Source organism: Streptomyces sp. NPDC102279, from assembly GCF_044766365.1.
Taxonomy (GTDB): domain Bacteria; phylum Actinomycetota; class Actinomycetes; order Streptomycetales; family Streptomycetaceae; genus Streptomyces.
On record NZ_JBIWLU010000002.1, the window covers coordinates 402,756 to 424,275 of the forward strand.

Sequence of the window (21,520 nt, forward strand, 5' to 3'; positions counted from 1 at the left end):
GCGGCGTCTCGTTCCGGAGCGGTCGGCTCCGGCGCGGCCGGTCCCGTCCTGCCCGGAGCGGTCCGGGCGCCACGGCCCACTGTCCGGAGCGGTCCCGCACACTGATCGTCACCCCGTGTGCCGGAAGTCGCAAGGCAGGCTCCGGTCGCCCGCGGCGGGTGAGGCGGGGACGGCCGGACTGCGGTGCCATGGAGGCAGGGCAGGAGCCGAACGCGGTGGGTCCGACGGACCGGCGGCGGCAGGCCCGGTGAGGCGGTGACCCGGTGAAGCACTGGCACGCGCTGATGGTGCTCGGGACGGCCCAGTTCCTGATGGTCCTGGACACCTCGGTCATGAACGTCTCCATCAGTCAGCTGGTGGAGGACTTCGACACCGAGGTCACGTCCATCCAGGCCGTCATCACGCTCTACGCGCTGGTCATGGCGGCGTTCATGGCCACCGGCGGCCGGCTCGGGGACATCCTCGGACGCCGCCGTCTGTTCCTCCTCGGACTCGTCGTCTACGGCGTCGGGTCGGCCCTGACCGCCGTGGCCCCGACCCTGTGGGTCCTCGCCCTCGGCTGGTCGGTCGTGGAGGGGCTGGGCGCGGCGATGGTGCTGCCGGCCATGGCGGCCCTGGTGGCCGAGTCGTACACCGGCCGGGACCGGGCGGTCGCGTACGGCGTCATCGGCGGTCTCGCCGGCGCGGGCATCGCGGTCGGACCGCTCCTCGGCGGCTGGGTGACGACGTATCTGACCTGGCGTCTGGTCTTCGCCGGGGAGGTCGTGGTGGTCGTCGCGATGCTCTGCTTCCGTGGGGTGATCACCGAATCGGCCCGCTCCGGACCCCGCCCCCGGCTGGACGGTGTGGGTGCCGCGCTCTCCGCGGCCGGCCTCGGTCTGGGTGTGCTCGGCGTGCTCCAGAGCAGTTCCTGGGGCTGGGTGCAGCCCCGGAACCCGCCGTTCACCGTGCTCGGCTTCGCCCCGACCCTGTTCGTCGTCGCCGCCGGAGTCGTCGTCCTCGCGCTGTTCGCCCGTTGGGAACGCCACCGGGAGGCGCGGGGCGCCGATCCGCTGGTCCATCTCTCCCTGCTGCGCGTGCTGCCGCTGCGCTCGGGGCTGCTGACCCTGGTCAGCCAGAACCTCATCCTGCTCGGCCTGTTCTTCGCCATCCCGCTGTATCTCCAGGTGGTGCAGGGCTTCGACGCGTTCCAGACCGGGCTGCGGCTGCTCCCGGTGTCCGTCACCATGCTGATCGCCTCCGTGCTGGCGTCCCGGCTCGGGCGGGTGATGGGGCCGCGCCGGGTGGTGCGGCTCGCCCTGCTGACCCTGTTCGGTGCCATCGTGTGGCTGCTGGCCACCATCGACCCGGTCATCGACGACGCCCAGTTCGCGGGGGCCATGGCCCTGCTCGGTGTCGGCATGGGCCTGCTCGCCTCGCAGTTGGGCAACGTGGTGCAGTCCAGCGTCGGGGAGAAGGAGCGCAGCGAGGTCGGCGGGCTCCAGTTCACCGCGCAGAACCTGGGCTCCGCGCTGGGCACCGCGCTCATCGGGTCGATCCTGATCGGCGCACTGGCGCAGGCGTTCACCACCCAGGTGGAACAGAACCCGAGCGTGTCCGAGGAGGCGCGGCAGCAGACGGGCGTGGCCCTGGAGGCGGGCATCAGCTTCGTCTCCACGGAGCAGGTGCGTTCCGGGGCCGAGCAGGCCGGGCTGCCGCCGCGCGAGGTGGACGCCGTCACGGACTCGTACGCGACAGCGCAGCTGAACGGCCTGAAGGCGGCCGTCCTCGCCGCCGGCGGCATCACGCTCGTCAGCTTCCTGGTCACGGGGCATCTGCCGTCCGGCCGGACCGGACGCGGGAGCGGTGGCAGGAAACCGCCCGCGACGGGCAGGGACACCGGAACCGGCGACCCTGCCGACTCGCCCGGAGCGGCGTGAACGCGCCGGGCCCACGTTCACCTGCTACGGGTGAGGGAGGACGGGCGGCCGCGCCGGATGATCGCACGGCAGGGCCGTCCGCCTGCCCCAGGCCGCTCGCCGGGGGGAGCACCCCATGCGCTACGAGATCCGTGTCGAGGGACATCTGTCCCGGACGCTCGCCGAGGCGTTCCCGGAGATGGAGCACGTGGTGGTCTCCGGACAGACGATCCTGTTCGGCCCCGTCGTCGACGAGGCTCACCTGTACGGGCTACTGGCCCGCTGCCGGTCCCTGGGGCTCCGCGTCGTGGAGATGCGCCAACTGCCCGAATGAACCTGAGGATCACCCGCCGGGGGTGACCCGCGAGCGGGTGGCGGGCGGAACGCTGGAATACGGGAATCCACCCGCCGTCCCGTCGGCGGTCCGGCGGTGGTCCGCTCGACCGCGTGAGGAGGAGCCATGACGCAATCGCGTGGTTCGACGCCGCACACCGGGTCCGAGTCCGGACCCGGCGGGACGCCTTCGGCGTCCCAGGGTGATCCGGCGGAGCTGCTGGCCGGAGTCGGGGCCTCATGGACCTGGCTCCTCGGTTCGGCGCTCGCGACACTGATCCCGGGCATCCTGGTCCTGGTCTGGCCCGAGGAGACGCTGCACGTCCTGGCCGTTCTCCTCGGTCTCTACCTGCTGGTGATCGGCGGCTTCCGCTTCGTGTCGGTCTTCGGCCACCGGGAGCAGGGCGACCGCATCGCCGGCCTGCTGATCGCGGTGCTGTACGTGCTGGCCGGAGTCCTGTGTCTGCGCAACCCCTTGCAGACCATCGCCGCGCTGTCCGTGATCGTCGGCATCGTCTGGCTGGTCTCGGGTGTCCTCACCGCGTACACCGCCCTCGCCACCCGAGATCTCCCGCACCGCGGGTTCGTGCTGTGCGCGGCGGCGATCGGCGTCATCGCGGGCATCGTGGTCCTCGCCCTGCCGACCGAGTCGGCGCGCGCCCTGACGCGGCTGCTCGGCCTGTGGATGATCCTGATCGGCCTCGTCGAGCTGGCCGTGGCCTTCGCCTGGCGGTCCGCCGTGCGCAGGGCAATCGCGGTCACACCGCGCGACCCGGCCTCGCCGATCTGAACGGACTCCCGCCGCCCCGACCGTGAGGGAAGCCCTCCGACGAATTCGGGTGCCGACCGGTGAGCAGGCCGGGGAGCCGCGCACGTACTTTGGGGCATGCCGACTTTCATGGCCAGCAGGCACGACGACCGCGTGCCGGTGGGCGGCGACGCGACGCCCACCACCGGGCGATGGGAAGGCCTGCGGCGGCACCGGCGGGCGCTGTTCGCGGTGGCCGTGATCCTGCTGCTGGCGCAGATGACGGTCGCGATGGTGACCACGGCGGTGGAGCAGACGCCGACGATCGACGAACCCGTCTACGCGGGCACGGCCGTGGTCTACGTCCAGCAGCACAGCCTGCGCTACAACCCGGAGCATCCGCCGCTGGGGAAGCTGATCATCGGCGGCGGGATGCTGTTCGCCCGCCCGCACCTCGACCCCGCGTTCCAGGGTGACCAGACGGAGCTGGGCCGCCATCTGCTGTACGAGTCCGGTAACGATCCGTGGCGGGTGATGCTGTGGGCGCGGCTGCCGGTGATCGTCCTGACGCTGCTGTTCGGACTGGTCGTCCTCGCGTTCACCCGTGACCTCGTCGGCCGGGTGGGCGCGTTGGTGGCACTCGCGCTGTACGCGTTCTCGCCGGACGTGATCGCCCACGGCTCACTGGCGACGCTCGACGTCCCCGCGTCCGGGTTCCTGCTGACGTCGGTGTGGCTGGTGTGGCGCGCCCGGCGGCGGCCCCGGCTGTACGTGCCGCTCGCCGGCCTGGCCCTCGGCGCGGCCGTGGCCACGAAGATGAGCACGCTGCCGGCGGTCCCCGTGCTGCTGCTCCTCGCGGTCCTGTCCGTACGGCATGCGGGCCGTACCGCTGCCGACACCGAACCGCGCGACGACAGGGCGGCGGCGGAGGTCCAACCACCGCGACCCGCCGTCGTGGCGCCGGACCACGGGGGTGGGGCCCTACGGCTGCTCGGGGCCGGTGCGGTGGCGGCGGCCGGGATGACCCTGGTGGCCGTGGCCACGGTCTGGGCGGCCTATCTCGCGGTCGACCCCCGGCTGCGCTGGACGGCGCCTGCGGACCTGCCCGCGGTGCACGGACTGCGCGCGCTGCTCGTCGGCCTGCTCCCCCTCCCTGAGCCCTACCGGGACGGCATGCGGGTCCAGTTCGGCTTCGAGGACACGGTCTGGCAGGGCTTCCTCTTCGGCCGTCTCTACCGGGGTTCCCTCTGGTACTACCTGCCGGCCGCGCTGCTGGTGAAGACCCCGCTCGGCATGGCGGCCCTGTGGGCGGCCGGCACCACCGCGCTGACGGCCGTACGCCGGCTGCGGCCCGCCGTTCCGTATCTCCTGCTCCCGCCCGTGGTGCTGCTGGCCGCGGCGATGAACGGCTCCCGTGATCTCGGCGTGCGCTACGCGCTGTTCGTGCCGGTGTTCCTCGCGGTCGTGGCGGGCTGTGCCGTCGTCGTGCGGCGGCGCTGGGCGGGGATCGGCGCGGCGGCGCTCGTCCTGTTCGTCGCCGTCAGCTCCCTGCTGACGTACCCCTACTACCTCCCGTACGCCAACGAGGCGTTCGGCGGCCCGGCCGGGACCCGGCTGCGTCTGCACGACTCGAACGTCGACTGGGGCCAGGATCTCGGCCGCCTGGCGGACCGGCTCCGCCGGGAGCATCCGCACGAGAAGGTGTGGCTCGTGTACAAGGGCGCCGGTGTGCCCGCCGCGTACGGGATCGACGCGGCCGATCCGCGCGCGGTACCACCGGAGCGGGTGCACGGACTGCTCGCCGTGTCCGACACCGCGATCGCCAAGGCCGACAGCCGGCTGAAGGCGCTCCTGGCCGGCAGCCGGCCGGTCGACGACGTCGGGCACTCGATCACCGTGTTCCGGCGGCCCTGACCGTCACCGCCGGCCGTCCTGCCCGTCGCGGCCGCCCAGCAGGTCCAGGACCCGCTCCCACCGGAAGTCCCCTCGTCCGCCGTCCTGTTGGACCTCGTCCGCGTACGGGTCTCCGAAGCGGACGCCCATCCCGCCGAGCCGCTCGACGCTCGCGCGGTAGGCGGGGTGGGCCGCCAACGCCTCGTTCACGCATGGCAGTACGGCGATCGGGACGCCGAGTCCGTACGCCTCGTTCAGTGTTCCGAGGGCGAGCGTGTCCGATATGCCGGCCGCCCACTTGTTGACGGTGTTGAAGGTGGCGGGCGCGACGGCCACCGCGTCCGGGGCGGGGAAGGGGCGCGGCTCGCCGGGGGTACGCCAGGCGGAGCGGATGGGGCGGCCGGTCCGCGCCTCGACGGCGGCCGCGTCGAAGAAGCCGAGGCCCTGGGGTGTGGCGATGACGCCGACCTCCCAGTTCCGCCGCTGGGCCGCGGTGATCAGCGTGCCGATGCCCTCGGCGACGCCCGCCGCGCAGACCACGACGTAGAGGAAGGGCTTCTCGGTCGGTTCACTCACACCGGAACCCTAGAGGGTGTCCCTTGGGTCCCGCCCCGGTGCCCGCACCGGTGGATCCGCGCGAGCCCGGTGAGTCCGGCGCGTTCGGGAACGTCGGCGGCACGGGTCGGGTGGGGTCGGCCCGCGCCGGGCCGGGCCGGGCGGCCACAGGTCGGCGCACCCGTCCCGGGGGCCGGGGTCCGTCCCGGCTCCCCGGCTTCCCAGCTCCCGGGCTCCCGGGCCTACCGGCCCGTCTCCAACGAGGCGGCCCTCACGCCTCCTTCACGGTGATGGCGGCGACCGGGCAGGCCCGCGCCGCCTCCCGGAGCATCGGGTCGCCCCCGCCGTCCGTACCGCCCGGCAGCAGTTCGCTGAACCCGTCGTCGTCCTGGGTGAAGACCCGCGGCGCGGCGAGGGCGCACTGGCCCGCGCCGATGCAGACGTCCTTGTCGATCGCGATGTCGACGCTCATGCCGGACCTCCGCTACCAGGTCACGGGGAGTTCGAGCATCCCCTGGATCGTGTCCCCGGGCTTGAACGGGACGGCGTCCGCGGGGGTCGCCAACCGCAGGCCGGGGAAGCGGTCGAAGAGCGACAGCAGGGCGATCTCCATCTCGGCCCGGGCGAGGTTCTGTCCGAGGCACTGGTGGATGCCGAAGCCGAACGCGACATGGTGCCGGGCCGGCCGGTGCCAGTCCAGGTCGTCGGGGTCGGGGAAGGTCTGCGCGTCGCGGTTGATGACGGAGGTGGAGAAGACCACGCCGTCATCGGCGCGGATCGTCTTGCCCCCCACCTGGATGTCCTCGGTCGCGACCCGCAGCAGCCCGTCCGCGATGGACAGGAACCGCAGCAGTTCCTCGACCGCGGCGGGCATCAGCCCCGGATCGGCCCGCAGTTCGTCGAGCTGCTCCGGATGCCTGAGCAGCGTGAAGGTGCCCAGCGAGATCATGTTGGCGGTGGTCTCGTGACCGGCCACGAGCAGGATGGTCGCCAGCCGGATCAGCTCCTGCCGGTCGACCTTCCCCTCCCGCATCTGGTCGTGGATGAGTTCGTCGAGCAGCCCGTCCCCGGGTTCCGCCTGCTTGCGGTCGATCAACGAGCCGAAGTAGTCGTCCAGTTCGCCTCGGGCGGCGTCGACGTCGGCCCCGCCGGGACCGCGCAGCAGCCGGCGGGACTGCGCCTCGAAGAAGTCGTGGTCGGCGTACGGGACGCCGAGGAGCGCACAGATCACCGTGGAAGGCACCGGGAGCGCGAAGTCGTTCACCAGCTCGGCGGGCGGCCCCTGTTCGGCCATCCGGTCCAGGAGGCGGTCCACGGTCCCCTGGATACGGGGGCGCAGGGCGCCGATCCGCCGGAGCGTGAAGCTCGGCACCAGCATGCGGCGCTGGACGTGGTGCTCGGGGTCGTCGACACCGAGCAGGGCGACCCGGCGGTCGCGGGACGCGGCCAGCCGCTCCGTGGTCGCCGGGAAGGCGGGCAGCGTGCGGTCCGAGGACAGCCGCTGGTCGGAGAGGAGCTCACGGGCGGTGGCGTGGCCGGTGACCACCCACACCGCGCGCCCGTCGAACAGGGAGATCCGCGAGAGAGGGCGTTCCTCGCGCAGCGGCTGGTAGCCGGCGGGCGGATGGTAGGGGCAGGTACGGTCCTGCGGAAACGCGACCGGGTCGGTGACCTGCGGTGTTGGAGCCTGTGACATAGGGGGTCGGTGGGTCGGGGGGGCTTCTGTCATGAGTGACCTCGCAAGCGATGGTTCCCTCTTACCGATCTTCATTAGATGCCCCAGGCACCTATGTGGCCACGCGAAGTTCGGCCAGATGCGCCGTTCGCCCGATCTGGCCGAAGTGCGGCGGCGCTGGTTCCGGTTCCCTTGGCGTTCCGGCGCCCACCGTCGTCCCGCCGCCGCGCACATGGCCTGATCCGCACCGGGACACCCGTTCCGAAATTCGGTTGCGTGGGCAGATCCGGTGCCCCGAACATCGGCCCATGTCCACGATCGAAGCCTTGCTGCCGCCGACCTCCGCCACCGTTCGTCCGGCGCGGGTCCAGCAGCAGCCCGGCCGCCCGCGGAGGCCCGACCGTTCCGCGTCATGACCGCCGCGCTGCTCGCGGGGCTTCTCGCGGGCTACGGCATCGCCGTCCCCGTCGGAGCGGTCTCGACCTACCTCGTCTCCCTCACCGCGCGTACGACGTTGCGGACCGGTGCCTGCGCGGCGCTCGGCGTCGCCACGGCCGACGGGCTGTACGCCCTCGTCGCCACCCTCGGCGGTACGGCACTCGCGGCCGCCCTCCAGCCTGTCCTGGTACCGCTGCGCTGGGCCTCGGCCCTGGTCCTCGCGGTCCTGGCGGTCCGGGGCGCGGTCGGCGCGCTGCGGCAGTACCGCGGACGCCGGCTCGCCGCCCGCTCCGTGCAGGACCCGCCCCGTCCGGCCCGCGCCTATGGGGCGCTGCTGGGCATCACCCTGCTCAACCCCACCACGGTCGTCTACTTCGCCGCGCTGGTGCTCGGCAGCCGTACCGCCGAGGCCGTCCGCCCGCTGGAGCAGGGGGTGTTCGTGCTCGCCGCGTTCGCCGCGTCCGCCGGCTGGCAGCTCTTCCTCGCCGGGGGCGGCGCCCTGCTGGGCCGGGCCCTGACGGGTCAGCGGGGACGGCTGGTCACGGGGCTGGTGTCGAGCGCGGTGATCATGCTGCTCGCCGTACGGGTGTCGGTGGCGCCGTGACGCGTTCGCCGTGCCTGTCACATTCCCGCGCCGGGCTCCGTCAGTGCGATGACGGCGCGAGGGGCGCCGCGGACTGTCGAGGAGAGCGCGATGCAGGCACGGATGAAGAACCCGGCGATGATCCTTCCCGGCGCCATGGAGGCGATACAGGGGCTGTACAAGGCGACGAACAAGGGCGGTGTCCCCCAGCAGACCCTCGAACTCGTCCACCTGCGGGCCAGCCAGATCAACGGGTGCAGCGCCTGCGTCGACGCGGGCGCCAGGGGCGGGCGGAAGGCCGGCCTGACGGACGAGCGGCTGTGGTCGGTCGCGGCCTGGCGCGAGGCGCCGTACTACTCGGACGCCGAGCGGGCCGCGCTGGCCCTGGCCGAGGAGATGACGCGGCTGAACGACCGCGGCGGGGACGCGGTCTCCGACGAACTGTGGGACGAGGTGGCCGACCACTACGACGAGCGGCAGGTCGCCGCGCTGGTCCTGTGGATCGCCACGACCAACTTCTTCAACCGCCTCAACGCGACCATCAAGGAGCCGGCGGGCGCGACCTGGGGCTGACCCCGGTCGCCGGGGGCCGGCCCGGCCCCCGGCCCGCACCGTCGGACGCGCGGAGCGCGCCCGTCCCCCCGGCGGGCGCCCGCTCCGACGCGAGGCGCAACTCGGGCCGCCGGTGCGGAAGATTCGCGTCCGCTCTGGTGTTGAATCGTGCCGAGACACGACCAGTCCGACGCGATGATGGGACGGAAGTCATGCCACTCGAGGGCGAGTACGAAGCCAGCCCGACCCAGTGGGTGCGGGACCAGGTGGAGTTGTACGAGGGGTCCGGCGGGACCAAGGGGACGACGCTGGCGGACACGGGCCTGCCCGTCATCATCCTCACGACACGCGGAGCCAAGAGCGGGAAGATCCGCAAGACCCCGTTGATGCGCGTCGAGAACGACGGACGCTACGCGGTGGTCGCCTCGCTCGGCGGCGCCCCCAAGCACCCGGTCTGGTACTTCAACATCAAGTCCGACCCGCATGTGGAGCTGCAGGACGGACCCGTCCGCAAGGAGTACACGGCGCGGGAGATCACCGGCGACGAGAAGGCCCAGTGGTGGGAGCGCGCGGTCGCCGCGTACCCCCCGTACACCGACTACCAGACGAAGACGGACCGCGAGATCCCCGTCTTCGTGCTGGACCCGACCGACTGACGACGGGACGCGCACACATCCGTGGCCCGGGCCGGCGACGATGCCGGCCCGGGCCACGGGTGTGTCCGGACAACCCGGCAGGGACGGCCGCGGGAACCGGTGCGCAGGGACCCGCGGGTGCCGGGCACCCGGCCGTCAGGCTCCGCCGCGCTCCCCCGTCGCGGCGGGGCTTTCCGCTGCCGTGTCGTCGGCGTGCCCCCAGTCGCTCACCCCACTCTCGCCGCGCCGTGCGGCAGCTCGCGCGGTCTTCGCGTCGGTCACGTCCAGGAAGATCTGGTCGGCCGCCGGGAAGGTGCGGGCGACGGAACGCTTGATGCGGACGGCGACATCCTCGACCTCCTCGCTGTCGAGTCCCGGGACGAGGTCGATCCGTGCGGCCACCAGCGTCGAGTCGAGGCCAAGCTCCATGGTCAGCAGGGTCTCGACGCTGTCGATCTCCGGCTGCGCCTTCAGCAGCTCGCGGATCCGGTCGCTCTCCTCCTCGTCGACGGCCCGCCCGATCAGCTGGTCCCGGGCGTCCCTGCCGAGCCAGAAGGCGACGAAGACGAGCAGCAGACCGATGGCGAGGGAGGCCGAGGCCTCCCACACGACCTGGCCGGTGACCATGTGCAGCACCATGCCGATGATCGCGAGGGTGACGCCGAGCACCGCGGTGCCGTCCTCGGCGACGACGGTCCGCAGGGCCGGGTCCTTCATCCCCGCCGCTCCGCCCTGGCTGCGCACCTGCAAGAGGGCCCGCAGCAGCGAGGCCCCCTCGGCGAGCAGCGACACGACGAGGACCGCGATGCCCACCATGTAGCCGCCGAAGGACTCCTCGGCGCCGTTCCGCAGGGCTTCGAAGCCCTGGAAGAAGGAGAAGCAGCCGCCCATGACGAAGATGCCGACGGCGGCGAGGAGCGACCAGAAGAACCGCTCCTTGCCGTAGCCGAACGGGTGGCGGCGGTCGGCGGGGCGCTTGCTCCGGCGGAGCGCGGCCAGCAGGAACACCTCGTTCAGGCTGTCCGCCACGGAGTGGGCGGCCTCCGACAGCAGCGCGGGTGAGCCCGAGAGCAGGCCGCCGACGGCCTTGGCCACGGCGATCAGCAGGTTGGCGCCCAGCGCCACGAACACGGTGACCCGCGTTCTGCTGTCGGATCCGTCGCCCTCGCCCCCGCCCTTCGCGGAAGAGGTGGTGTCCGGCTGTTCCTTCGTGTCTTCACTGGTCACCCCGGCCGGTTTCCCCTGCCCCCGGACCTCAACCATGCGGGCGGAGGGAATCGGTGGGCATACTTCGGGCACTCGTACCGCGTCGGACCGGGCGGTGTACGCCCACGCCGCCCCTGCACCGAGAGCGAGAAGGAGCCCCAGTGTCCAAGAAGCAGAAGAAGCAGAAGCTCTCCCTGGCCTACAAGCCCGTCGGCTTCGCGCTGAGCTGGGCCGGAGGCTCCCTGGCCGGGCTCGCCTTCCAGAAGACCTGGATGGCCATCCGGCACGAGGAGAACGCGCCCGACGCCCTCGACCGGGACCGCGGCTGGGGCGAGGTGCTTCTCGCCGCCGCCATCCAGGGGGCGATCTTCGCCGTCGTGCGCAGCGCGGTGGACCGGTCGGGTGCGAAGGCCATCGAGCGCTCGACGGGCGTGTGGCCCGCCGCCGCCAAGAGCGGTGGTCGCGACTGAACCGGCCCGGCGGGCCCCGTCGCCGCGACGGGGCCCGCCGGATCAGCCCTGCTTGGGTGCTGTCGAGCGGACGCACCGCAGCGTGAAGGAGTGCCCGGACGGGTCCGCGTAGCCGCGTTCCTCGTACGGACCCGACATGTCCTTGGTCTCCAGCGGGCGTCCACCGAGGCCGATCACCTGGCGCTCCGCCGCGTCGAGGTCCTCGACGTGGAAGTCGATGTGGGCCTGGAAGGAGTTCTCGGGGCGCGGCCAGCTCGGCGGGGTGGCGGTCACGTCGCGGCGGAAGGCCATCCGCATGCCGTCGGCGCCCTTGATCTCGACGCGGTTGCCGCTCGCGTCCGTCTCCTCCGCGCCCAGCATCTCCTTGTAGAACGCGGCGAGCTTCTCGGGCTCGGCGCAGTCCAGCACCACGACCGCTGCCGTGACGAGTGCCATGTCTCCTCCGTAGGGTTCCGGGACGACAGCCGGCGTCCGGCCGCCACTGCCCTGCCGTCCCGGGTTACCCCGTCCGGCCGATTCAGTCGGCCACGAGCCACGCACCGCCGCGCATGAGGTCGCGCCCGGCGATCTCGTCGGCCTCGCGCCAGGCCTGCACCCGCCGCGGTGTGACCCGGAAGTACTGGTAGTGGGCGGTGAGTTCGCGGGGGTCGAAGCCGGTCCTCGTCGCGAAGGCGTCCCCCACCCCGTCCGCCAGCTCGCCGGCCTCCAGGGTCTCCACGGTGCCGTCGATCACGACGACGTCGCGGGTCGGCCCGATGCCCAGCCGTACGGTGCCGCTCGACCGCAGGTTGCGGCCGGTGGGGGCCTTCGCCGGGGTCGCCATCAGCAGGGTCGTACCGTCCCAGAGGTAGGACAGGGGGACGAGGTAGGGCGTGCCGCCGGTGCTGTCGGCGGTGGACACCCAGGTGTCGACGTCGTTCTCCAGCCGGGCGAGTGTGTCCTGCTTGCGCTGCTTCGCGGTGCGGGCGGGCGGGTTCATCTCTGGACGGCCTCCTGGTCGGCGGACGGGGACGGCACGCTCGCGGAGGGCGTACGCGTCGGTCTACTGGGATGACGGTGGAGCGGCCCTCAGTGTGACGAGCCGGGTGGGCTCGGCCCGTCTCCGGACGCGCCCTGGGCTCCCCCGGTCTCCCTGAGCCGCGCCGCTGCCGAGCCCAGCAGCAGGTCGAGAGCCGTCGGATAGGCGCTGCGACCCATGTCGCGCACCAGGTGGTGGGCGGTCGCCGCGATGTTCGGGTGGCTGTCGGCGGGCAGCCGCGCGTACATCGCCCGCCACACGCCGGCCTCCGCCTCGCGCGCGGCGCGGGGCAGGGCGACGCTCGCGGCGTCGAGGGCGGCGAACGCCAGGGCCTGGTCGACGAACGCGTGGTAGATCCGAACGGCGTCGAGATCGGGGAAACCTGCGCCGCGCAGCACGCCGATGATCGTCTCCACCGCCTCGATCTCGTGGACGCGACCGGTCACCCGGTAGGAGCTGAGCACCGCGGCCTGCGGATGGGCGAGGGCTCCGGCGTGGACGCGCAGGCCGAGTTCACGAAGATCGGCGCGCCAGTCGCCGGTGGCCCGCCAGTCGCGCAGCGTGCGGCCGATGAGCTCGTCGGCGATCGCGAGGAGCAGATCGTCGGTGTCGCGGAAGTAGCGGTACAGGGCGCTCGGGTCGGCGCCGAGGGCCAGGCCGAGACGGCGGACGGTCAGGGCGTCGGCGCCGTGCTCCTTGAGCAGCCGCAGCGCGGTCTCGACGATCAGTTCCTCGGAGAGGACCACGCCTGTCTTGGTGGGGCGTCTGCGCCGCCGGGCGGCGGCGGGGACGACACGGTCGTTGGCGGACGTCATGGCGGTCTCCCTCCGGTCCCGGCACCTTATGACAACAGCGTTGACCTGTTAAGGCCCCGGGCAGTTTCATTTCCGGTCATCGGGCCGGAATCAGGCCCCGGGTGCGATCGGAGCAGGCCATGACCCAGAAGCCGTACGGTGTGGATCCCCCGTCCCTGCGTAGGACCCTCGGTGTGGCGGACGGCGTCGCCATCGCCGCGTCCAGCACCGCGGCGACGACCAGCATCGGCATCGGTCTGGGGGTGACGGCCGGAGTGGTCGGGCTGCACCTGCCCGCGATCATGCTGCTGGCCTTCCTGCCGATCCTCGGGATCGCGGGCGCCTACTCCCGGCTGAACCATGTCGAGCCGAACGCGGGCAACGGCTATGTGTGGGTGGGCCGTTCACTCAGCCCCTGGCTGGGGTTCCTGGTCGGCTGGGTGAGCATCGTCGCCACGGTCGCGTTCCTCGCGTACACGACGGCGGTGACCGGTTCGGCGATGATCCAGCTCGCCGGGGAGGCCGGCGTGCACAAGGTGGCGGCCCTGACCCTCGATCCGGGCTCGACGGCCCAGACGACGGCCGTGGGCATCGTGGTCCTCGTCGCCGTCACGCTCACCGCGGTGACCGGGGTGAAGACGGCGGCCCGGCTGCAGAGCGGCCTGCTGGTCTTCGAGTACGTGGTGCTCCTCGGTTTCTGCTGCTACGGCATCGTGACCGGCCCGCACCCCTTCAGCCTGAGCTGGTTCGACCCCTTCCAGATCCCCTCGCCGACGGCGCTGGCGCAGGGACTGCTCCTGTCGGTGTTCTGTTACTGGGGCTTCGAGGCGGCCTTCACGGTGAACGAGGAGGTGCGCGATCCACGGGACGCCTCCCGGGCCGGGACGATCACGCTCGTGACCATGCTGGGCCTTTTCCTGCTGGGTTCGGTGGCCTTCCAACGAGTGCTGTCGGAGGACGAGTTGGCCGGGCACGGTGCGGAGGGGCTGGCCTTCCTGGGGAACCGGCTCGCCGACCAGCCGCTGGCCGCGCTGCCCCTGGTCGCCCTGATGTTCTCGGCGGTCGCCTCGCTCCAGGCGGGCGTGATCCCGACGGCGCGCGGGATGTTCGCGATGAGCCGGGACCGTACGCTCGGGCCCGTGTGGTCACGGGTCAGCACCCGCTACGGGACGCCGGCGACCGGAACGCTGCTGATCGGCGCGCTGGCCGTCGTCGTGGCGGGGCTCGCCCTGGTGATATCCCGGCTCGCCGACATGATCATGGCGACGGTCAACGCGGTCGGGATCGTCGTCGCGCTGTCCTACGCCCTCACCGCCCTAGCGGCCGCCGTCCGCTTCCGCGGACTGCTCCGGGAGGACTGGCGGGTCGGCGTCCGGGCGGTCGTGTTCCCGGCGTTGAGCGCCTGCACGCTGCTCGGTCTCGGCGGCTACCTGGCCTGGTCCTTCTACACCTCGACCGACCACTTCGAGGTGAGCGCGGACAACGGCTGGTTCCTGCTCCTGACACCCACCGTCATGGTCGTCTCCGGTTTCGCCGCCGCCGCGTGGGCCAAGTGGGTCCGCAAGTCCCCCTACTTCACCACCGGACGGGGCACCGACGCCGACGCGCCCCAGCTCCTGGCCACCCCCAACTAAGGAACAGAAAAGCATGCACGCTGACCTCATCCTCACCGGCGGCCCGGTGTTCACACCCGAGGGCCGCACCGCGACCACCGTGGCGGTCACCGGCGACCGGATCACCGCCGTCGGCGCCTCCGAGGTCCTCGACCTGCGGGGCCCGGACACCGAGGTCGTCGACCTGGCCGGGCGGCTCCTGCTGCCCGGGTTCCAGGACGCGCACGTCCATCCGGTCCCGGCCGGCCTGGAACTGGCCCAGTGCGACCTCACCGGCGCGAAGACCGCCGAGGACACCGTCGCCGCCGTCCGGGCGTACGCCGACGCGCACCCCGAACGGGAGTGGATCCTGGGCGGCGGCTGGTCCATGGAGGCCTTCGCCGGCGGCACGCCGACCAGGGACCTGCTGGACGCGGCCGTACCGGACCGGCCCGTGTACCTGCCCAACCGGGACCACCACGGCGCCTGGGTCAACAGCCGCGCACTGGAGCTCGCGGGAGTCACCCGTGACACGCCCGATCCGGCCGACGGACGGTTCGAGCGGGACGCGACGGGCGAGCCCACCGGCATGCTCCAGGAAGGAGCCATGCAGTACGTCGGGCGGCTCACTCCCCCGGCCACGGCCGCCGACCGGCTCGCCGCACTGCTGCACGCCCAGCGGCATCTGCACGCGCTCGGCATCACCGCGTGGCAGGACGCGATCGTCGGCACCTTCCTCGGCATGGAGGACCCGTCCGAGGCGTACATGACGGCGGCGCGCGACGGTTCCCTCACCGCGCGCGTGGTCGGCGCGCTGTGGTGGGACCGGGCGCGCGGCGCCGAGCAGATCCCCGAACTCGTCGAGCGGCGGGCCGCGTTGCAGCACGGTCGGTTCCGCGCGACCAGCGTCAAGCTGATGCTGGACGGGGTCGCCGAGAACGGCACCGCCTCGCTCATCGAGCCCTACCTCGACCAGTGCGGCTGCGCCACGGCCAACCGGGGCAAGAGCTTCATCGACCCGGCCCACCTCCCGTCGCACGTGAGCGAGTTGGACGCGCTCGGGTTCCAGTGCCACTTCCACGCGCTGGGCGACGGTGCCGTGCGGCACGCCCTGGACGCGGTCGAGGCCGCCCGCAAGGCGAACGGCCCGAGCGACACCCGCCCGCATCTGGCGCACCTCCAGGTCGTCCACCCCGACGACGTGGCCCGGTTCGCCCACCTCGGCGCCACGGCGAACATCCAGCCGCTGTGGGCCGCCCACGAACCGCAGATGGACGAACTCACCATCCCCTTCCTCGGACCCGAACGGGCCGCCTGGCAGTACCCGTTCGGCGCGCTGCTCCGCTCCGGCGCGCGACTCGCGGCGGGCAGCGACTGGCCGGTCAGCAGCCCCGACCCGCTCCAGGGCATCCACGTCGCGGTGAACCGGGTGAGCCCCGACGCGCCCGGCCCGGTGTTCCTGCCGGACGAACGCCTCGACCTCACCGCCGCGTTGACGGCGTACACCGCGGGAACGGCGTACGTGAACCACCTCGACGACACCGGCGCGGTGCGGCCGGGCGCCCTCGCGGACCTCGTCGTCCTGGACCGTGACCCCTTCTCGGGGTCCCCGGAGGCGATCAGGGAGACCGGCGTCGCGCTCACCTATGTCGGCGGGGAGCGGGTGTACGCGGCCCCGGAGGCGTGACGCGTACGACGCGTTAGGTTCATGGACAGGTGTCCAGCTATATTGGACACCTGTCCAAGACGTGAGTCCCCGAACGGAGCCGCAGACGATGCAGACGGTCGCGAACGTGCTGGTGGGCCTGGTGGCCGCGCTGCACGCGTACATCCTGGTGCTGGAGATGTTCCTCTGGGAGAAGAAGCCGGGGCGGGGGCTGCACGGGTTCGACCCCGAGATGGCGCGGGCGACGGCTCCGCTCGCCGCCAACCAGGGTCTGTACAACGGCTTTCTCGCCGCGGGTCTGGTGTGGGGGCTGATCGCCGCGGACCCGACCGGCTTCCGCGTCCAGGTCTTCTTCCTGTGCTGCGTCGTGGTGGCCGGTGTGTACGGAGCGGCCACGGCGAACCGCCGCATCCTGTTCGCCCAGGCCCTGCCCGGCGCGATCGCCCTCGCCGCCGTCCTCCTCGCCCGGTGACACCCGACGACCCACGCGCGGCCCGGACCCGCGCGAAGCTGCGGCAGGCGCTGCTCGACGAGTGCGCCGAACACCCCTTGGAGGAGACCGGAGTCGCCGCGCTCACCCGGCGGGCCGGGGTGGGCCGGGCCACCTTCTACGTGCACTACGCCGACCTGGAGGCCTTGGCAGTCGACGCCTGCGCCGATGTCGTACGGGAGGCCGTGGAGGCGCTGCACGCGTGGCGCGGGCGGCCCGATCCGGTGTCCGCACCGCCCGCGCTGCGCACCTTCTTCGTCCGACTCGCCCCGCACACCGGCCTGTACCGCTCGCTGCTGAGCCCGGGCGGCGGCGGACCGCTGGGCCGGGTGCTCCACCACGACCTGCGGGCCCGCAGCCTCGCCGAACGCACGCTCGCCGGCGCACCGGACGCCCCGCTGGTGGCCTCCGCGGTCGCCGCCACGTTCGCCGGCGTCCTCGCGGACTGGCTGCACGGCCTTCTGGACGGCACCCCGGACGCCGTCGCCGACCAGGTCTGGCAACTGCTGGTCGCGCTGCACATGAGCCGGTGACGTTTCGCGGAGCGGGGAGGGACGACGGACATTGCCCTCCCTAGTCGCAGCCGAACATCCGCGACGGCGCCGGCCAGGCCTCCACACCGTCGGAGGTGCGGACGTACGCCGTCGACCTGTCCGACGACAGCCAGAGACTCCAGTCGCGGTAGTGGTAGCCGGTGTCGTGCGCGTTCGCGGGCATACGGACATCACCGTCGTAGGCGCGAGTCAGTGACTCGCGCCCGAAGATCCCCCGTGGGTCGCGGACGTACTGGCGGGCGTGGGCCCCACTGCCCAGGGTGAGGAAGTGTGCGCTCTGCCAGTCGCAGTGTTCGGCGCCGGGCGAGCTGCTCACCTTCGTCGTCGGCACGCGACGGCCTTCCCGGTCCTCCCAGATCTCGTAGCCCTGGGACCTGGCGTAGCTGGCGGGCCATTCCGACGGGTCGCAGGAGGCGTTGGTCTCCGGGCCCCAACCCGGGCGATGCGGCTGGTCCTTCGCGACGACGACGGCCACCTTGGTCCTGCCCTTCACGTCGAAGGAGAACAGGACACGGTCGCCCTCGCGACGTTCCACCCTGTAGCCGTAGTCGGGCTCCTCGGGCTGGTAGATGTCGAAGTAGGCGTTCAGTCCCTCCTCGGGGGTCGAGCCGCCGTCCCTCTTGCTCCAGCGGTCCGCGCCGCCGCCCGAGAAGATCGCGCCGTCACATTCCAGCGCCTTGCCCGCCGCGCCGGAGCCCTCCCCGGGCGCGGGCTCGCCGTCCCCCGAGTGCTTTTCCGAGGGCAGGTGGAGCGGCCCCGCGTAGGTGGTGGCCGGCGGGGTGCCGGTCACCACCAGGTCGTCGCGCCCGTCCGCGCCGCCGCACCCCGCCGAGGCCAGCCCGGCCAGTACCACTGCGGCCACGATCCTCTTGCCCATACCCGACCCCCGTCACATCGACCCGCGTTCGTGCTCCTACGACGCGGGAGGCACGGAGATCGTTCGGTGATCGGCGGGCCGCGGCCGGGGAGGCTCAGCGCGTCGCCTGGAACGTCCGCCGGTAGGCCTGCGGAGAGACGCCGATCGTCGCGTGCAGGTGCTGGCGCAGGGAGGCGCCCGTCGCGAAACCGACCTCGCCCGCGATCTGGTCCACGGACAGCTCACTGGCCTCCAGCAGCTGGCGGGCGCGCGCCACCCGCTGCTGGATCAGCCAGCGGCCGGGGCTCATGCCCACCTCGTCGTTGAAGCGGCGGGCGAAGGTGCGCAGGCTCATCCGCGCGTGGCCCGCGAGGTCGCTCAGGGCCAGCGGGTCCCCGAGACGGGCCAGCGCCCAGGCGCGGGTCGCCGCCGTGCTCGCCGTGGAGAACTCCGGCACCGGCAGCTCGATGTACTGAGCCTGGCCGCCCTCGCGCAGGGGCGGCACCACACAGCGGCGGGCCACCCGGTTGGCCAGCTCGCTGCCGTGGTCCTCGCGCAGGATGTGCAGGCAGATGTCGATGCCGGACGCCGCGCCGGCCGACGTGAGGATGTCGCCGTCGTCGACGAACAGGACGTCGGGGTCGAGGTCCACGCGCGGGAACATGCGCCGGAACTGCTCCACGACGTACCAGTGCGTGGTGGCCCGGCGCCCGTCCAGCAGCCCGGCGGCGGCCAGTACGAACGCGCCCGTGCAGATGGAGACGATGCGGGTGCCGGGGCGGATCTGCGCGAGAGCGGCTGCCACGTCGTCGGAGATGTCCTGGGTCACCTTGGAGGGGGTGACCGCCGCGATCACCACCGTGTCGGCGGTGCTCAGGATCTCGGCGCCGTGGTCGACGGTGACGGAGAAGTCGGTCTCGGTGCGGACCGGGCCTCCGTCGACCGTGCAGGTCAGCACCTCGTAGCGGCCCTCGGCCGCGCCGAAGATGCGGCTGGGGATGCCGAGTTCGAAGGGGTAGACGCCGTCGAGAGCCAGTACGACGACCCGCTCCACGTGCCCGGCGGCCCTGACCGGCCTCGCCTGTCTCACCGGCACGACCGGCGTGACAGGCCGCACGGGCGTCGTTCGCTGCGTCTGCTTCATCCGGTCCACCGGGTCCACCTGGTCCGTCCGCTCCATGGCACGATCGTATCGAAGGTTGGCAATTCTGCCATTTCCCGATCGGGCGCGGACCGGCAGGCTGGTTGACCATGAGCACTGTGAACACCATGCGAGCCATCAGCCAGAACGTCCTCGGCGGTCCCGAGGTCCTTGAAGAAGTGACGGTCGAACGGCCCGCGCCGCGGCCGAACGAGATCCTCGTCCGGGTACGGGCGGCCGGGGTCAACCCGACCGACTGGAAGCACCGCGCGAACGGCGGGTTCCTCGGTGAGCCGCCGTTCGTCCTCGGATGGGACGTCTCCGGCGTGGTCGAGGCGACCGGAATCGGTGTCGCCCTCTTCCAGCCCGGGGACGAGGTCTTCGGCATGCTGTCCTACCCGTTCGGCCACGGCTCGCACGCCGAGTACGTGACCGCGCCCGCCCGGGCCTTCACCCTGAAGCCGTCCTCCATCGACCACACGCAGGCGGCCGCGCTCCCGCTGGTCTCCCTCACCGCCTGGCAGGCGCTGACGGAACGGGCCGACGTGCAGCCCGGGCAGCGTGTGCTGATCCACGCCGCGGCCGGTGGGGTCGGCCATGTGGCCGTGCAGATCGCCAAGGCGCGCGGCGCGTACGTGATCGGTACGGCGAGCGCCGGCAAGCACGACTTCCTGCGGTCGATCGGCGTGGACGAGCCGATCGACTACACCAGCGTCGACTTCGCCGAGGCCGTGCGCGACGTCGATGTCGTGCTCGACCCGATCGGCGGGGAGACCGGACTGCGCTCGCTGCGGGTGCTGCGCCCCGGCGGCGTGGTCGTCTCGATCATCCCCGTCGGTTCCGACGAGTTCTACGAGGAGGCCGAGCGGCTCGGGGTGCGCGCGATCCGGATGCTCGTCGACGCCGACCAGGCGGGGATGCGGGCGGTGGCCGGACTCGTCGAGGAGGGGGCGCTGCGGGCGACGGTCGCGGAGACGTTCCCGCTGAGCGACGCGGCGAAGGCGCACGCACTGGGCGAGACGGGGCGCACGGCGGGGAAGCTGGTGCTGATCGTCGAGTGACGGTCCGCCGGGCCTGCGGTCCGGGCACGGCTCCGGTACGGGGGGGTAGGTCGGGGCCGTGCCGGGCGTGCCGGTACACCCGCCCGTCGTCGCAGCACCAGGCGTGGGTCGAGAGGCGGGAGCCGCTCGATCCGGACGTCAGGAGCGACGGGCATCCGATGTACCGGCACGAGCACCGGCACGACTCTCCCGCCGGACGCCGGGCGCGGGCCCACACTTCAGCCTCCCCGGGCGTTTGAGGAGCGGATCCGGGGCGGAGTCCCAGGTACGGGAAGGACAGGGGCTGAGGAGGCCGAAAGAAAGCCGAGGTCGTGCCGGGTGAATGAGCCGACCGGGAGAGGGCCGGTGCCGCGGGGCTCCGCTACTCGTTCCGCGGGGCGTCGAAGAGGGCACTCACCGACTCGCCGTTGTGAATCCGCCGCACCGCCTCGGCAAGCGCCGGCGCGATGGACAACACGCTGAGCTTCTCGGTGTGTTCCTCGACCGGCACCGGCACGGTGTTCGTGCAGACGATCTCCAGCACGTCGGGCTGCTCACTGAGCCGCTTCAGCGCACCCGCGGCGAACAGCCCGTGGGTACAGGCGACCCGGATCGACCGGGGCCCCAACTCCCGCAGTCGGTCGAGGAGTTCGAGCACCGTGCTGCCCTTGGCGATCTCGTCGTCCAGAACGATGACGTCCCGCCCGGCGACCTCACCGATCACGCTGCTGATGCTCACCCGGTCGTCGGCGAAACGCTGCTTGGCGCCGGCGGCCACCTGGGCCCCGATCAGCCGCGCGAACGCGGCCGCCTCCTTGGCGTTGCCGAGGTCCGGCGAGACGACCGTCGTGCGCGACAGGTCGTTGCTCCGGAAGTGCGCGGCCAGCTCCCGCAGCGCGTGCAGGTGGTCGACCGGCACGGAGAAGAAGCCGTGCACCTGCGGGGAGTGCAGGGTCACCGCGAGGACCCGGCTCGCCCCGGCCGCCACCAGCAGGTCCGCGACGAGCCGCCCGCCCATGGAGATCCGCGGCATGTCCTTTTTATCCGAACGTGCATACGAATAATGCGGCATCACGACGGTGATGCGCCCGGCCGAGGCACCCCGCGCCGCGTCGCACATCATCAGCAGTTCGACGAGATGCTCCTGCACCGGGGTGACCAGGGGCTGCACCAAAAAGACGTCCCGCTCGCGGCAGTTGGCCTGGAGCTGGACCTCCAGGCAGTCGTTGGCGAACCGGCTGACCCGGGTGGGACTGAGGGGCACACCGAGGTGGGCGCAGAGCTCGGCCGCCAGCTCGGGATGGGCACTACCGCTGAACACGGCGATGTCACGCACGACCGCTCCTCGCATGATCGAACCGGGTTGCGTCGCCGGTTGGCAAG

The 21,520-nt window shown here is 72.4% G+C and carries 23 protein-coding genes; 13 read left to right on the forward strand and 10 right to left on the reverse strand.

Going from position 1 to position 21,520, the window contains the following annotated elements:
- The first annotated feature begins 263 nt into the window (after positions 1–263).
- From ACIRQH_RS05300 to ACIRQH_RS05315, 4 genes are all read left to right on the forward strand, one after another.
- Positions 264–1,919: an MFS transporter gene (locus tag ACIRQH_RS05300; protein ID WP_404224320.1), complete on the forward strand. Its 1,656-nt coding sequence runs from the start codon at positions 264–266 to the stop codon at positions 1,917–1,919.
- Between the two features lie 115 nt (positions 1,920–2,034).
- Positions 2,035–2,232, forward strand: coding sequence for a hypothetical protein (locus tag ACIRQH_RS05305; protein WP_388870746.1), 198 nt, complete (start codon positions 2,035–2,037; stop codon positions 2,230–2,232).
- 126 nt (positions 2,233–2,358) lie between these two features.
- Positions 2,359–3,021, forward strand: a complete 663-nt coding sequence (locus ACIRQH_RS05310; protein ID WP_388931627.1) for an HdeD family acid-resistance protein — start codon at positions 2,359–2,361, stop codon at positions 3,019–3,021.
- Positions 3,022–3,129: 108 nt separating this feature from the next.
- Positions 3,130–4,893 carry a phospholipid carrier-dependent glycosyltransferase gene (locus ACIRQH_RS05315; protein WP_388931630.1) on the forward strand — a complete coding sequence of 588 codons (1,764 nt, stop codon included), beginning with the start codon at positions 3,130–3,132 and terminating at the stop codon, positions 4,891–4,893.
- Positions 4,894–4,896: 3 nt separating this feature from the next.
- Here the strand turns inward: ACIRQH_RS05315 and ACIRQH_RS05320 are convergent, their stop codons facing one another.
- The 3 genes from ACIRQH_RS05320 to ACIRQH_RS05330 form a co-directional block, all read right to left on the reverse strand.
- Positions 4,897–5,448, reverse strand: coding sequence for a flavoprotein (locus tag ACIRQH_RS05320; RefSeq protein WP_388870754.1), 552 nt, complete (start codon positions 5,446–5,448; stop codon positions 4,897–4,899).
- Positions 5,449–5,698: 250 nt separating this feature from the next.
- Positions 5,699–5,899, reverse strand: a complete 201-nt coding sequence (locus ACIRQH_RS05325; RefSeq protein ID WP_351432150.1) for a ferredoxin — start codon at positions 5,897–5,899, stop codon at positions 5,699–5,701.
- Between the two features lie 12 nt (positions 5,900–5,911).
- Positions 5,912–7,123 carry a cytochrome P450 gene (locus tag ACIRQH_RS05330; protein ID WP_388931636.1) on the reverse strand — a complete coding sequence of 404 codons (1,212 nt, stop codon included), beginning with the start codon at positions 7,121–7,123 and terminating at the stop codon, positions 5,912–5,914.
- Positions 7,124–7,514: 391 nt separating this feature from the next.
- Between ACIRQH_RS05330 and ACIRQH_RS05335 the strand changes: the two genes are divergently transcribed.
- The 3 genes from ACIRQH_RS05335 (at position 7,515) to ACIRQH_RS05345 (ending at position 9,331) form a co-directional block, all read left to right on the forward strand.
- A complete protein-coding gene (locus ACIRQH_RS05335) occupies positions 7,515–8,144 on the forward strand; it encodes a LysE family transporter (RefSeq protein WP_358815851.1) in 630 nt (209 codons plus the stop codon).
- Positions 8,145–8,234: 90 nt separating this feature from the next.
- Complete coding sequence (locus ACIRQH_RS05340; RefSeq protein WP_404224324.1) at positions 8,235–8,696, forward strand: carboxymuconolactone decarboxylase family protein; 462 nt, start codon at positions 8,235–8,237, stop codon at positions 8,694–8,696.
- Positions 8,697–8,887: 191 nt separating this feature from the next.
- On the forward strand, positions 8,888–9,331 hold the full coding sequence (locus ACIRQH_RS05345; protein ID WP_388870767.1) for a nitroreductase family deazaflavin-dependent oxidoreductase: 444 nt from the start codon (positions 8,888–8,890) through the stop codon (positions 9,329–9,331).
- A gap of 135 nt (positions 9,332–9,466) precedes the next feature.
- On the opposite strand, the gene ACIRQH_RS05350 is transcribed toward ACIRQH_RS05345, so the two are convergent.
- A complete protein-coding gene (locus ACIRQH_RS05350) occupies positions 9,467–10,441 on the reverse strand; it encodes a cation diffusion facilitator family transporter (RefSeq protein ID WP_388931872.1) in 975 nt (324 codons plus the stop codon).
- Between the two features lie 236 nt (positions 10,442–10,677).
- Here ACIRQH_RS05350 and ACIRQH_RS05355 point away from each other — a divergent pair, with 236 nt between their 5' ends.
- Positions 10,678–10,986 carry a DUF4235 domain-containing protein gene (locus ACIRQH_RS05355; protein ID WP_164371160.1) on the forward strand — a complete coding sequence of 103 codons (309 nt, stop codon included), beginning with the start codon at positions 10,678–10,680 and terminating at the stop codon, positions 10,984–10,986.
- A gap of 42 nt (positions 10,987–11,028) precedes the next feature.
- Here the strand turns inward: ACIRQH_RS05355 and ACIRQH_RS05360 are convergent, their stop codons facing one another.
- From ACIRQH_RS05360 to ACIRQH_RS05370, 3 genes are all read right to left on the reverse strand, one after another.
- Positions 11,029–11,421, reverse strand: a complete 393-nt coding sequence (locus tag ACIRQH_RS05360) for a VOC family protein (RefSeq protein WP_358815848.1) — start codon at positions 11,419–11,421, stop codon at positions 11,029–11,031.
- Positions 11,422–11,503: 82 nt separating this feature from the next.
- Positions 11,504–11,965: a pyridoxamine 5'-phosphate oxidase family protein gene (locus ACIRQH_RS05365; RefSeq protein ID WP_388870770.1), complete on the reverse strand. Its 462-nt coding sequence runs from the start codon at positions 11,963–11,965 to the stop codon at positions 11,504–11,506.
- Positions 11,966–12,054: 89 nt separating this feature from the next.
- The gene (locus ACIRQH_RS05370) at positions 12,055–12,819 is read right to left on the reverse strand and encodes a TetR/AcrR family transcriptional regulator (RefSeq protein ID WP_388870773.1); all 765 of its coding nucleotides are present in this window, start codon (positions 12,817–12,819) and stop codon (positions 12,055–12,057) included.
- Between the two features lie 119 nt (positions 12,820–12,938).
- On the opposite strand from ACIRQH_RS05370, the gene ACIRQH_RS05375 reads away from it, so the two are divergent.
- The 4 genes from ACIRQH_RS05375 (at position 12,939) to ACIRQH_RS05390 (ending at position 17,079) form a co-directional block, all read left to right on the forward strand.
- Positions 12,939–14,432: an APC family permease gene (locus tag ACIRQH_RS05375; RefSeq protein ID WP_404224327.1), complete on the forward strand. Its 1,494-nt coding sequence runs from the start codon at positions 12,939–12,941 to the stop codon at positions 14,430–14,432.
- 13 nt (positions 14,433–14,445) lie between these two features.
- Positions 14,446–16,077 (forward strand): amidohydrolase, encoded by a 1,632-nt coding sequence (locus ACIRQH_RS05380; RefSeq protein ID WP_404224329.1) that lies wholly within the window; start codon positions 14,446–14,448, stop codon positions 16,075–16,077.
- A gap of 88 nt (positions 16,078–16,165) precedes the next feature.
- Positions 16,166–16,528, forward strand: a complete 363-nt coding sequence (locus tag ACIRQH_RS05385; RefSeq protein WP_388870779.1) for a DUF1304 domain-containing protein — start codon at positions 16,166–16,168, stop codon at positions 16,526–16,528.
- A complete protein-coding gene (locus tag ACIRQH_RS05390; protein ID WP_388870782.1) occupies positions 16,525–17,079 on the forward strand; it encodes a TetR/AcrR family transcriptional regulator in 555 nt (184 codons plus the stop codon). Before ACIRQH_RS05385 ends, ACIRQH_RS05390 begins: the two co-directional genes overlap by 4 nt.
- Before the next feature lie 40 nt (positions 17,080–17,119).
- Here ACIRQH_RS05390 and ACIRQH_RS05395 read toward each other — a convergent pair whose 3' ends face one another.
- Complete coding sequence (locus ACIRQH_RS05395; RefSeq protein WP_404224331.1) at positions 17,120–17,977, reverse strand: hypothetical protein; 858 nt, start codon at positions 17,975–17,977, stop codon at positions 17,120–17,122.
- Positions 17,978–18,071: 94 nt separating this feature from the next.
- Positions 18,072–19,136: a helix-turn-helix domain-containing protein gene (locus ACIRQH_RS05400; RefSeq protein WP_358815840.1), complete on the reverse strand. Its 1,065-nt coding sequence runs from the start codon at positions 19,134–19,136 to the stop codon at positions 18,072–18,074.
- 71 nt (positions 19,137–19,207) lie between these two features.
- Between ACIRQH_RS05400 and ACIRQH_RS05405 the strand changes: the two genes are divergently transcribed.
- Complete coding sequence (locus ACIRQH_RS05405; protein WP_358815839.1) at positions 19,208–20,158, forward strand: NADP-dependent oxidoreductase; 951 nt, start codon at positions 19,208–19,210, stop codon at positions 20,156–20,158.
- A 361-nt stretch (positions 20,159–20,519) separates the two neighbouring features.
- Here ACIRQH_RS05405 and ACIRQH_RS05410 read toward each other — a convergent pair whose 3' ends face one another.
- A complete protein-coding gene (locus tag ACIRQH_RS05410; protein ID WP_355864144.1) occupies positions 20,520–21,473 on the reverse strand; it encodes a ribose-phosphate pyrophosphokinase in 954 nt (317 codons plus the stop codon).
- Between the last annotated feature and the right edge of the window lie 47 nt (positions 21,474–21,520).